The sequence below is a fragment of the Pseudomonas sp. LBUM1645 genome (genome assembly GCF_059716185.1).
The window spans coordinates 7,032,114-7,044,855 of sequence record NZ_CP166811.1 but is presented as its reverse complement, the minus strand read 5'-3'; the positions used below and the strand labels follow the sequence as shown (position 1 = coordinate 7,044,855).

General features: G+C 59.6%; 9 protein-coding genes. 5 read left to right on the top strand and 4 right to left on the bottom strand.

From position 1 onward, the window contains the following. Nucleotides 1–11: 11 nt before the first annotated feature. The 3 genes from ACA079_RS32200 to uvrD all read right to left on the bottom strand — a co-directional run bounded on the left by ACA079_RS32200 (nt 12) and on the right by uvrD (nt 3,863). Nucleotides 12–419, bottom strand: coding sequence for an SMI1/KNR4 family protein (locus tag ACA079_RS32200; protein WP_008156656.1), 408 nt, complete (start codon nt 417–419; stop codon nt 12–14). A 136-nt stretch (nt 420–555) separates the two neighbouring features. Then, entirely contained in the window at nt 556–1,428 is an 873-nt protein-coding gene (locus tag ACA079_RS32195) for a Tim44 domain-containing protein (RefSeq protein WP_497702137.1), read from the bottom strand. 251 nt (nt 1,429–1,679) lie between these two features. Continuing rightward, on the bottom strand, nt 1,680–3,863 hold the full coding sequence (gene uvrD / locus ACA079_RS32190; RefSeq protein WP_056738578.1) for a DNA helicase II: 2,184 nt from the start codon (nt 3,861–3,863) through the stop codon (nt 1,680–1,682). Between the two features lie 258 nt (nt 3,864–4,121). Between uvrD and ACA079_RS32185 the strand changes: the two genes are divergently transcribed. From ACA079_RS32185 to ACA079_RS32175, 3 genes are all read left to right on the top strand, one after another. Continuing rightward, nucleotides 4,122–6,995: an EAL domain-containing protein gene (locus tag ACA079_RS32185; protein WP_497702136.1), complete on the top strand. Its 2,874-nt coding sequence runs from the start codon at nt 4,122–4,124 to the stop codon at nt 6,993–6,995. Nucleotides 6,996–7,130: 135 nt separating this feature from the next. Beyond that, nucleotides 7,131–7,997: a transcriptional regulator HexR gene (gene hexR / locus ACA079_RS32180; protein WP_008156648.1), complete on the top strand. Its 867-nt coding sequence runs from the start codon at nt 7,131–7,133 to the stop codon at nt 7,995–7,997. A 200-nt stretch (nt 7,998–8,197) separates the two neighbouring features. Further along, a complete protein-coding gene (locus ACA079_RS32175; RefSeq protein WP_415772350.1) occupies nt 8,198–8,407 on the top strand; it encodes a PA3496 family putative envelope integrity protein in 210 nt (69 codons plus the stop codon). Here ACA079_RS32175 and ACA079_RS32170 read toward each other — a convergent pair. After that, nucleotides 8,349–9,311: a LysR family transcriptional regulator gene (locus ACA079_RS32170; RefSeq protein WP_008007793.1), complete on the bottom strand. Its 963-nt coding sequence runs from the start codon at nt 9,309–9,311 to the stop codon at nt 8,349–8,351. The genes ACA079_RS32175 and ACA079_RS32170 overlap by 59 nt on opposite strands. Before the next feature lie 190 nt (nt 9,312–9,501). On the opposite strand from ACA079_RS32170, the gene ACA079_RS32165 reads away from it, so the two are divergent. Both ACA079_RS32165 and oadA read left to right on the top strand, forming a co-directional pair. Further along, nucleotides 9,502–10,917, top strand: a complete 1,416-nt coding sequence (locus ACA079_RS32165) for an acetyl-CoA carboxylase biotin carboxylase subunit (protein ID WP_008156643.1) — start codon at nt 9,502–9,504, stop codon at nt 10,915–10,917. An 11-nt stretch (nt 10,918–10,928) separates the two neighbouring features. Then, a complete protein-coding gene (gene oadA, locus ACA079_RS32160) occupies nt 10,929–12,737 on the top strand; it encodes a sodium-extruding oxaloacetate decarboxylase subunit alpha (RefSeq protein ID WP_415772349.1) in 1,809 nt (602 codons plus the stop codon). Nucleotides 12,738–12,742 lie beyond the last annotated feature (5 nt).

Sequence of the window (12,742 nt, the reverse complement as noted above, 5' to 3'; positions counted from 1 at the left end):
GTTGAGCCGTATTAGCTTTCCAGCCAGACGTCCCGCGCCCAGTGCCACACCGATTCCCAGGTTTCTTCGGCGATCAGCTCTTCTTCGGCCAGCCACAGCACCACGGTGCCGTCTTCTTCGACCAGGTAGTAGTTGTCACCGTCCTGGCAGATCGGAATCATGCTGCGATCAACACCCGCATCCCAAGCGTTGGCGGCAACGTCCGGCAGGTAGGTGTGGGATTGCGGGTCGGTAACGGTTACCGGCTCCAGGCTGCCGTAGACGACGTCGCTGACGGTCAGCAAAAACTCTCTGAAGACAAACGGAATGTCGATGAACAGCTGTTCTTCGATTTCCACCAGTTGATCTTCGTCGGGCAACTCCAAGGGGACCGGTACCGGTTCGTTGGCTTCACGCAGTTGTTCGATGATTTCTTCCACGTCCGGGATCCTCTTGCTTGATGGCGCGGTTTAGTTGGGGCGGTTTATACAGTAGCTCGCTATAGATGCAACCGCGAAATAGAAAAACCCCGGCAAGGCCGGGGTTTTCATTACAGCATGCTTAACGCAGTGGGGATCAGCCGTTCTGGCGGATACCGGCGACCAGCCAAGGCTGGTTCTCGCCCTGTGGACGTTCCATGTTCCAGCTTTCGCTGAACACTTCGCCCTGGTCGAAACGCGAGGTCTTCGACACACCGGTGAAGGTCAGGGTGGCGATGGTCTTGTCGGCACGGTCATCCACGCCGTCCAGTTGAACATTGAGGTTATCAATGTAGGTGGACTGGAAACCGTCGCCCAGATCGGCACGTTCGCGCTTGAGGAACTCCAGCAGTTGCGGGGTCACGAACTCGGAGATCTTGTCCATTTCGTTGGCGTCCCAGTGTTGCTGCAGGGACTGGAAGTGGTTGCGGGCTGCTTCAATGAAGTTCTTCTCATTGAACCAGGCCGGAGCATTGATTACCGGACGAGCGGCAACCGGTGCTGCCGAGCCGCCGAAGATCGAACCGCCAGCTGGCTTCTGTTCGAACGCTTCACGCTGCATCGGTGCGTGGCCTGCCGGAGCCAGGTGCTCCTGCTGCTTGCGACGACGAGCGGCGATGAAACGGAAGATCAGGAAGGCGATGACGGCCATGATCAGGATGTCGAAGATCTGCATGCCCTGGAAGCCGCCGCCCATGAACATGGAGGCCAGCAGGCCACCGGCAGCGATGCCGGCCAGAGGGCCGAGCCAACGCGAAGCACCACCGGCCTTGGCGGCAGCGCCAGCGGCACCGGCCGCGCCCGCAGTGGCAGCAGCGCCGCCTGCAGCAGAAGAAGGAGCCATTTGGCTGGTCTGGTGAGTCGGCGCAGCGCCGGAGCTCTTGCCGCCACCAAAGCGTTTGGCGTTGGCGTCCAGGCTCATCGTCAGGCCGATGCACAACGCCATGGCGATGCTAAGAAAACGTTTCATAAAGGGAATTCCCATTTGTGGATGGCACGCGCGCCATGTTGCACAGCTGAAGTGTTACTGGCTAGCGGCAGAGTGTTTCGGGCTTTTGCCTGACAGGTTGCGTTCAGTTTCAGTCAGCGCAATAAGGCCTGTTAACTTTGGTCCGTAGGACGAGGAGATAAGTTCTGTAGGAATAGGTCGCAGAGGGCATAGCGCAGATCAAGATCAAATGTGGGAGCAAGCTCGCTCCCACATTGAATCACTGGCGGGCGTCAGATCGCTTCCAGCTTTGCGTAACCCAGCATCAGCCACTTGCTGCCTTCGCTGAAGTTCACCTGCACCCGAGCCTGAGCCCCGGCACCTTCGAAGTTCAGGATCACGCCGTCGCCAAACACCGAATGCCGTACGGCCTGGCCAAGGCTGAACCCGGTATCCGGGATCTCGCTACCGCCAAACAGGCTGCTGGAACTCTGCTGCTGGCCACCCCCGAACGGACGGCTGACGCTGTTGGACAGCCGCACTTCCTGGATCAGACCTTTCGGTACTTCACGTACGAAACGCGACACCTTGTTGTAGGTTTCGCTGCCGTACAGGCGTCGGGTTTCAGCATAGGTCATCACCAGGTTCTGCATCGCCCGGGTGATGCCGACGTAGGCCAAACGGCGCTCCTCTTCAAGACGACCCGGTTCTTCCAGGCTCATCTTGTGCGGGAACAGACCTTCTTCCATGCCCACCAGGAACACGTAAGGGAATTCCAGACCCTTGGCGCTGTGCAATGTCATCAACTGAATGCTGTCTTCGTGCTCGTCAGCCTGAGTGTCCCCGGCCTCCAGCGACGCGTGACCGAGGAACGCCGCCAGTGGCGTCAGGTCTTCGTCTTCTTCAGCATTTTCGAAGTTGCGTGCGGCGCTGACCAGTTCCTCAAGGTTTTCTACCCGGGCCTGGCCTTTCTCGCCTTTTTCCGCTTCGTGATAGGCGATCAACCCGGATTGCTCGATGACGGTCTGGGTCATCAGATGCAGCGGCATTTCCATGCACTTGGCGGCGAGGTTCTCGATCAGCTCGATAAATGCGCCCAGCGCGCCAGCGGCACGGCCGGTCAGGCCTTTATTAGCCACCAGCAGACGCATGGCTTCCCACATCGACACATCGCTGTGACGGGCATGGTCGCGGATCGCTTCAACGGTTTTCTCACCGATACCACGGGCTGGAACGTTGATCACCCGCTCCAGCGCTGCATCGTTGCCGCGACCTTCCAGCAAGCGCAGGTAGGCCATGGCGTTTTTGATTTCTGCCCGTTCGAAGAAGCGCTGACCGCCATAGATGCGGTACGGAATGCGCTCACGCAACAAGGCTTCTTCCAAAACGCGTGATTGGGCGTTGGAGCGGTACAAAATCGCGATATCACTGCGGGCCAAGCCGGTTTTCAGCGCGCTTTCGATGGTTTCCACCACGTAGCGTGCTTCATCGTGTTCGTTGAACGCGGCGTACAGATTGATCGCTTCGCCTTCGCCGCCGTCGGTCCACAGCTCTTTGCCCATGCGCCCGGTGTTATTGGCGATCAGGGCGTTGGCAGCCTTGAGGATGCCGGCGGTGGAGCGGTAGTTCTGCTCCAGACGAATGGTTTCAGCATCCGGAAAATCGTCGGAATACTGATAAATGTTTTCGATTTTCGCGCCGCGCCAGCCGTAGATCGACTGATCGTCGTCGCCGACCACCATCAGGCTGTCGCCGCCCTTGGCCAGCAGACGCAACCAGGCGTACTGCACGGCGTTGGTGTCCTGGAATTCGTCTACCAGGATGTGGCGGAAGCGTTTCTGATAATGAGCCAGCAAGCCCGGGTGATCGCGCCACAGATCGAGGGCGCGCAGCAGCAATTCGGAGAAGTCGATCACGCCGGCGCGCAGGCACGCAGCCTCATAGGCTTCATAAATGCTGCGCATGGTCGCCAGGAACAGATCGCCGCTGGCTTGAATGTGTTGCGGACGCAAACCTTCGTCTTTCTGCCCGTTGATGAACCACTGGGCCTGACGGGCCGGCCAGCGTTGCTCGTCCAGACCCAGCTCGCGGATCACCCGCTTGACCAGTCGTTGCTGGTCGTCGCTGTCGAGAATCTGGAAAGTCTGGCTCAGGCCGGCTTCCTGCCAGTGCGCCCGCAGCAAACGGTGCGCCAGGCCGTGGAAGGTGCCGACCCACATGCCGGCCGGGTTGATACCCATCAGCTGCTCGATGCGATGACGCATCTCGGCAGCGGCCTTATTGGTGAAGGTCACCGACAGGATGGAGTGGGGCGAGGCGTTTTCGACCTGGATCAACCAGGCGATACGGTGCACCAGCACTCGGGTTTTACCGGAACCAGCACCGGCCAGGACCAACTGACGACCCACGCGGGCAGCTACGGCCTGGCGTTGGGCATCGTTGAGGGAGTTCAGCAGAAGGGAGAGATCATCGCGCATCGGGGCATTCTAGGGGGCAGCGTCACACCGGGCAAACCCCGCATTGCTTTAGCCGATGAAAGATAGGTGCAGGACGACCGGTCGGTCACTGGCTGCAAGCGTTGGCGGGGCTTGCTTGGCTGCTTTTACACGGGGGCACGCAGTCGAGACTTTGGTCTACTTTATGATCTGGAGCAGTTTGGTCCGGGCCCTTGCTTGTGTATGCTCCGTCGACGTTTCGGGCTCATGCTCACCATTATAAGAACAAGAACATTGCCTATGACCCTCAGCACCGACCTGTCGGGCCCCGTTGTGGAGCCCCGGGTTATCCGCAAACAGTACGCCATGGAAATGGCGGTCGAACGCACGCGTCTGCTTTATCAGGGCTCATTGCTGCCCACACTATTCATGTTGATCAACGGTCTGGTCTGCGCTGGCTTGCTTTGGAGTCCGCAGCGTTACTTCCTGGTCAGCGTCTGGCTGGTGTGGCTGTTGTCGCTGGTGGCGTTGCGGGTGATTCAAGTCGCGGCCTTCGATTCGGCGATACCCAATCGTCAGGCCCATCCGATCTGGCGCCGCATGTTTTTGCTGGGTTCGGCCATGACCGGCCTGACCCTGGCCGGCGCCGGCATTGCGCTGGTACCCGCCGATAACTTCATGCAACAAGCCTGGGTATTCGGCCTGATCGGCGCTGCAGCGCTTTCGGCCAGTGTTGCCTACGCGGTCAGCCTGCCGGCGTTCCTGTCCTTTACCTTGCCCTGTCTGTTGCCGGCCATCGGCTATCTGTTCTGGGGCGGCGATGAACAGAGTCAGGGCTGGGGCTGGTTTGGTCTGATTTTGCTAGGCGCGTTGAGTGTGGTCGCCTGGCAGGTCAATCGGCTCATCGATAGCGGACTGTTGCGGCGCTTTCAGAATCAGGCACTGATCGAGCACTTGCAGCAGGCTCAAAGCTGCAGCGATCAACTCAATCAAAAGCTGGCCAAGGAAATCGACCAACGCCGTCGTGCCGAAGACGAGTTGCGGCAAATTCAGATCGAGCTGGAAAGCCGTGTTGCCCAGCGCAGCCTGGAGCTGGACGCCGCCAATCAGGCCCTGAGCAAGAGCGAAGCGCGTCTGGCACTGGCGTTGAAGGCCAGTGAGTTGGGCTTGTGGGACTGGAACCTGCAAACCGACGAAGTCCATCACACCCATCTTCAGGAGCTGTTCGGCCTGGAGCCGGAATTCGTGACGGCGATGCTTCGCCACCTCAAGCCGCGCCTGCACCCCGATGACTTGCCGTCACTCAAGCGTGCGCTGGTCGAGCACTTGAAGGGCCGCAGCGAGGACTACCAGATTGAGTACCGCGTGCGCCACGGCGATGGCCATTGGGTCTGGATCGAGGACCGAGGTCGAGCGGTTGAGCGTGGCGAAAATGGACGGGTGATCCGCATGGTCGGCACCCGTCGCGACATCAGCGCCAGCAAAGCTCTGGAAGAGCAACGGCAACTGGCCGCGACGGTGTTCGAAGCCGCCAGCGAAGGCATCGTGATTTTCGATCCGAATTACGCGTTGATAGCGGTCAATCAAGCCTTCAGCCGAGTCACGGGCTATGACATTGAAGACATGATCGGACGCAATGTGGCCGAATTGCCATGCAGCCGCGATGCCCGCCGGCACTACGCGGCGATTCATCAGGCGCTGGAGCAGCACGGCAATTGGCAGGGTGAGCTGGTAGAAACCCGCAAGAATGGCGAGTTGTATCCGCAATGGTTGCAACTGAACGCTGTGCGCGATGCTCGGGGAAATGTAAGTCATATCGTGGGCTTCTTCGCCGATCTATCGGCTCGGCGCGAATCTGAAGAGCGCATGCGTTACCTGACGCATTACGACGAATTGACGGGCCTGGCTAACCGTTCTCTGTTCCGCGAACGGCTAAGCGAGGCTCATCAGCGGGTGCGCCAGGGCGGCTACCGCAGTCTGGCGTTGCTGCACATCAATCTGGATCGTTTCAAGCTGCTCAATGACAGCCTGGGCCATGAAATCGCCGACCAGCTCTTGCAGAAAATAGCCCGGCGGCTGGTCAATGCGTTGCCTGAAGCAGACACCATCGCTCGCTTATCCGGTGATGAGTTTGCCGTGTTGTTCAATGCCTACGGCAACCTGTCGAGCCTGGTGCGGGTGGCGACCCGACTGTCAACCAAGCTGCGCTTGCCGATCACTGTCGATGGCCATGAACTGGTGATTAGCGCGTCCATGGGCATCAGTATGTTGCCGGACAACGCGCGAGAAATTTCCGCGCTGGTCCATCAATCAAATATGGCCATGCAGCACGCCAAGCATCTGGGCGGAAATAACTTCCAGTTCTACACCGACAGCCTGCAAGCCAGCACGCTGGAGCGCCTGCAGCTGGAAAATCAGTTGCGAAAAGCCATCGAAGAGAAGCAGTTGATGGTGTTTTATCAGCCGAAGCTGTGCCTCGCCACGGGCCGGCTGAATGCCGCCGAGGCGCTGGTGCGCTGGGATCACCCGACCATGGGCCGTGTGCCGCCGGGGGACTTCATTGGCCTGGCCGAGGAAACCGGGTTGATCGGCCCGATCGGCGAGTTCGTGTTGCGTCAGGCTTGCTGGCAAGCCTGTGAGTGGCAGCGTCAGGGGCTTGAACCAATACGGGTGTCGGTCAATCTGTCGGTGCATCAATTACGTCAGGGCAAACTGGTCAGCCTGGTGCGTCAGGTGCTGGAAGAAACCGGTCTGGCGCCGCACTACCTCGAGCTGGAACTCACCGAGAGCCAGTTGCTGGACAGCGTCGAGCACATCATCGCGACCTTCCAGCAATTGCGTGATCTGGGCGTGAAACTGGCGATCGACGATTTCGGCACGGGTTATTCGTCCCTGAGCTACCTCAAGCGCATACCGGTGGATTACGTGAAGATCGATCAGGCATTTATCCGCGGTCTGGGGGAGGGCAGCGAGGATGCGGCGATTACCCGGGCAATCATTGCCATGGCGCACGGCTTGTCGCTGAAAGTGGTGGCTGAGGGTGTGGAGCGGGCAGAGCAGTTGGAGTTTTTGGAAGCCGAGCACTGCGATGAAGTGCAGGGTTATTTGATCAGCCGTCCGGTCGAGGCTGATGGCCTGGCGGCGCTGTTGCGTGCGGACGCAAAACCCTTGTAGGGGCTACATGGAGCGCATGTGGCGTGGAATGGGGACATCGAGTTACGCATTGAGCAGGCAAAAAGCCGATTCATGTAGTATAACTACAAGCGTGCTACATCTCCGGCACCTGCCAATAACAAAGAGTCCAGCCCTTTGAATCTGCTGCAACACATCGCCCAGTCACGCCACCTCTTACGCAAGTCGGAGCTCAAGGTCGCCGACCACGTGCTGCTTGATCCTGCGGCGGTGATGCACAGCTCCATGGCCGACCTGGCCCACAACGTGGGCATCAGCGAACCGACCATCGTGCGGTTCTGCCGCGCCATCGGTTGCTCCGGTTTCCAGGACTTGAAGCTGAAGCTGGCACAGAGCCTGGCTGCTGGCGCGAGCTTCGGGCAATTCGCGATTCATGAAGACGATTCGGTCGCTGACTACAGCCTGAAAATCTTCGACACCACCCTGCACACCTTGATGGAAGTTCGCGAGAAGCTCGATCCGGTGGAGTTGCAGCGTGCTGTGTCGCTCATGTCGCAGGCCCAGCGGGTCGAGTTCTATGGCTTTGGCGCGTCGGGTGCAGTGGCGGCCGATGCCCAGCACAAGTTCTTCCGTTTGTTGCTGACGGCGGCGGCGTATTCCGACCCGCACATGCAGGCGATGTCGGCGGTCACGTTGAAACCGACCGATGTGGCGATCTGTATTTCCCAGTCCGGGCGTTCCAAAGATTTGTTGATCACCGCCAATCTGGTGCGCGAAAGCGGCGCTTCGCTGATCACCTTGTGCCCGAGCCAGACACCGTTGGCCGAACTGTCGACCGTCAACCTGGCGATCGATGTGCACGAAGACACTGAGATCTATACGCCGCTGACCTCGCGCATCGCCCACCTGGTGGTGATCGACGTGTTGGCCATGGGCGTGGCCATGGCGCGCGGGCCGAGCCTGGTCAATCACCTCAAGAGCGTCAAGCGCAGCCTGCGCAGCTTGCGGCTGTCGCCTAAATCGGTAAAAGCGCTGGACGACTGACGTCGTCGTAAGGTCGTTCCGACCTTAATCGCGAGCAAGCTCGCTCCCACATTTGACCGCGTTCTCCTGTGGGAGCGAGCTTGCTCGCGATGGCGTCCTGGAAAGCGCCGAAAATTCACATCCCTGTAACCCACCCGCCGCCAAACCGTCATCCCTCGCGCCTATCTTGAAACTCCCGTAATCGCCTTGGGAGACTCGAAATGGCCCAGCCCTACGAAGAACGCAACAGCGCCGTCAGAACCCGTCGTCAGCAGGAAGACCAGCGCCGCATGGAGTTTCGCCGCGCCATCGAAGATCGCTGCGAACGTCGCCAACTGCAGGCCGAGATCGGTGATTTCCCTGAGCTGGAGCTCAACTACTGGCAGGCGGCACCGGCAACTTCCCGTCGAAACGCTCAACCAGCGCGCTGATCTGCACCCGCTCGCTGCGAATAAACGCAAGGAATGCGTGCGCCACCGGTGACAGCCGTTTCGCCTTGGCTTGCACCAGGCACCAGCTGCGGTACAACGGCAGCTCTTCGACCGGCAACTCGATCAATCCGCCGGTCGCCAACTCAAGGTTCAGGGCGTGACGCGTCAACAGCGCCACGCCCAGACCCGCCAGCACACATTCACGCTGTGCTTCGGCTGACGAGACTTCCTGGGTCTGGTTGAAGTGCACGCGCTTCTCTTTGAAATATTCTTCGCAAGCCAGCCGCGTCCCGGAGCCGGATTCGCGCATCAGCAGTGTGTAGGGTTCAAGATCCTGCAAACGCAGCGGGCCCATGTGGCACAGCGGATGATCCGGTGGCGCCACGGCAACAATCGGGTTGTTGAGGAATGGCAAGAACTCCAGCCCCATGTCCTGCGGCACCATGGACATGATCACCAGGTCGTCGCGGTTGTCCGACAGTCGTCGAATGACCTGCCCGCGATTGACCACCGTCAGTTGCAGGTTTACTTCTGGATGCTGGCGCTTGAACGCGGCAAACAGATGCGGCACGAAATACTTGGCGCTGGACTCCACCGCCAGTTTCAGCTGTCCTTGCAGCGATCCCTGCATGTCTGAAAGCTGCATGTCGAGGTTTTCCAGGCGTCCGAAAATGTCCCGGCTGGCGCGTTGAAGCGCTTCGGCGGCTTCGGTCATGTAGAGCTTTTTGCCGACGTAATCGAACAATGGCTGACCAATCAGCTCTTCAAGTTGACGAATCTGTAGGCTCACGGCAGGTTGTGTGAGAGACATTTCATCGGCTGCGCGGCTGTAGGAGCGCAAATCACAGACCTCATTGAAGATCTGTAATTGACGCAATGTCATACGCATCAAGGACTTACGCATTTTATAGACACTCTCACCGCAGGCTGATGCGTCAACTATAAGTCTTTACTTATGGCTGGCCCAATAATTAATCATTTTTGTTAATCCCTTGTGAGGGCTAGTGTGGGGCTGCGACTGAATTGAAACATTTGGTCACGCGTCGACCTGGTCTAACAGGTCGTGGGTACCACCGGCTCAAGGGAACCTCCAAGTGATAAAAAAGATCCTGATCGCCAACCGTGGTGAGATTGCCGTACGAATCGTACGTGCCTGCGCCGAGATGGGCATTCGCTCGGTCGCGATCTATTCCGACGCCGACCGCCATGCGCTGCATGTGAAGCGTGCGGACGAGGCCCACAGCATCGGTGCCGAGCCACTGGCCGGTTACCTGAATGCGCGCAAGCTGGTGAATCTGGCTGTGGAAACCGGTTGCGATGCGCTGCACCCCGGCTACGGTTTCCTCTCGGAAAACGCTGAACTGGCAGATATCTGCGCAGAGCGCGGCATCAAGTTCATCGGTCCATCGGCTGAAGTGATTCGCCGCATGGGCGACAAGACCGAAGCCCGTCGCAGCATGATCAAGGCTGGCGTACCCGTCACCCCGGGGACCGAAGGCAACGTCGCGGATATCGCGGAAGCCTTGATCGAAGGCGACCGCATCGGTTATCCGGTGATGCTCAAGGCGACTTCCGGTGGTGGTGGCCGTGGTATCCGTCGCTGCGACAGCCGGGAAGAACTTGAACAAGCATTCCCTCGTGTCATTTCCGAAGCCACCAAGGCATTTGGTTCGGCGGAAGTGTTCCTCGAAAAATGCATCGTCAATCCAAAACACATCGAAGCGCAGATCCTCGGCGACAGCTTCGGCAATGTGGTGCACCTGTTCGAGCGTGATTGCTCGATCCAGCGTCGTAACCAGAAGCTCATCGAGATCGCCCCGAGCCCGCAACTGACCCCGGAACAGCGCGCCTACATCGGCGACCTGTCGGTGCGCGCAGCCAAGGCCGTGGGTTACGAGAACGCCGGCACCGTGGAGTTCCTGCTCGCCGAGGGCGAGGTGTACTTCATGGAGATGAACACCCGGGTGCAGGTGGAACACACCATTACCGAAGAAATCACCGGCATCGACATTGTCCGTGAGCAGATTCGCATCGCCTCCGGTCTGCCGCTCTCGGTCAAACAGGAAGACATCCAGCACCGCGGTTTCGCGCTGCAATTCCGGATCAACGCCGAAGACCCGAAAAACAACTTCCTGCCGAGCTTTGGCAAGATCACCCGTTATTACGCACCCGGCGGCCCCGGCGTTCGTACCGACACGGCGATCTACACCGGTTACACCATTCCACCGTTCTACGACTCCATGTGCCTGAAACTGGTGGTCTGGGCGCTGACCTGGGAAGAGGCGATGGACCGTGGCTTGCGCGCCCTCGACGACATGCGTCTGCAAGGGGTCAAGACCACCGCCGCGTACTACCAGGAAATCCTGCGTAACCCGGAATTCCGTAGCGGCCAGTTCAACACCAGCTTCGTTGAAAGCCACCCTGAACTGACCAACTACTCGATCAAGCGCAAACCCGAAGAGCTGGCCCTGGCCATCGCCGCCGCCATCGCCGCCCACGCAGGCCTGTGAGGAAAAGAACAATGAGCAAGCAAATCTACGTTACCGACACAATCCTGCGCGACGCCCACCAATCGCTGCTCGCGACCCGCATGCGCACCGAAGACATGCTGCCGATCTGCGACAAGCTCGACAAAGTCGGCTACTGGTCGCTGGAAGTCTGGGGCGGCGCAACGTTCGACGCCTGCGTACGCTTCCTCAAAGAAGACCCGTGGGAGCGTCTGCGCCAACTGCGCGCGGCGCTGCCTAACACTCGCCTGCAAATGCTCCTGCGCGGCCAGAACCTGCTGGGCTACCGCCACTACAGCGACGACGTGGTCAAAGCCTTCGTCGCCAAGGCTGCGGTCAACGGCATCGATGTGTTCCGCATCTTCGACGCCATGAACGACGTGCGTAACCTGCGCGTCGCCATCGAAGCAGTGAAAGCCGCCGGCAAACACGCTCAAGGCACCATCGCTTACACCACCAGCCCGGTGCACACCATCGAGGCGTTCGTGGCGCAAGCCAAGCAAATGGAAGCCATGGGTTGCGACTCGGTGGCGATCAAGGACATGGCCGGCCTGCTGACTCCGTACGCCACCGGCGAATTGGTCAAGGCATTGAAATCCGAGCAATCGCTGCCAGTGTTCATTCACTCGCACGACACCGCCGGTTTGGCCGCGATGTGCCAACTCAAGGCCATCGAAAACGGTGCCGACCACATCGATACCGCGATCTCCAGCTTCGCCTGGGGCACCAGCCACCCGGGCACCGAGTCGATGGTTGCCGCCCTTAAAGGCAGCGAGTTCGACACCGGCCTGAATCTGGAACTGCTGCAAGAGATCGGCCTGTATTTCTACGCCGTGCGCAAAAAGTACCACCAGTTCGAAAGCGAGTTCACCGCCGTCGACACCCGCGTTCAAGTCAACCAGGTACCGGGCGGGATGATTTCCAACCTGGCCAACCAGTTGAAAGAGCAGGGCGCCCTGAACCGCATGAGCGAAGTGCTGGCCGAAATCCCGCGCGTTCGTGAAGACCTCGGCTTCCCGCCGCTGGTGACCCCGACCTCGCAGATCGTCGGCACCCAGGCGTTCTTCAACGTGCTGGCCGGCGAGCGCTACAAGACCATCACCAACGAAGTGAAGCTCTACCTGCAGGGCGGCTACGGCAAGGCGCCGGGCACCGTGAACGAAAAACTGCGTCGCCAGGCGATCGGCAGCGAAGAAGTGATCGACGTGCGTCCGGCCGACCTGCTCAAGCCGGAAATGACCAAGCTGCGTGGCGAAATCGGCACCGTGGCCAAGTCTGAAGAAGACGTGCTGACCTACGCCATGTTCCCGGACATCGGTCGCAAGTTCCTCGAAGAACGCGCTGCCGGCACCCTGACACCTGAAGTGCTGCTGCCGATTCCTGAAGCAGGCGGCGTGACCTCGGCCGGTGGCGAAGGCGTGCCGACCGAGTTCGTCATCGACGTCCACGGCGAAACCTACCGCGTCGACATCACCGGTGTTGGCGTCAAGGCTGAAGGCAAGCGTCACTTCTACCTGTCTATCGACGGCATGCCGGAAGAAGTGGTGTTCGAACCGCTCAACGAATTCGTCAGCGGCGGCAGCAGCAAGCGCAAGCAAGCCACTGCACCGGGCCACGTCAGCACCACTATGCCGGGCAACATCGTCGACGTGCTGGTCAAGGAAGGCGACACCGTGAAAGCCGGCCAGGCCGTGTTGATCACCGAAGCGATGAAGATGGAAACCGAAGTCCAGGCGGCCATCGCCGGCAAAGTCACCGCCATCCACGTGGCCAAGGGCGACCGGGTAAACCCGGGCGAAATCCTGATCGAGATCGAAGGCTGAGTTAA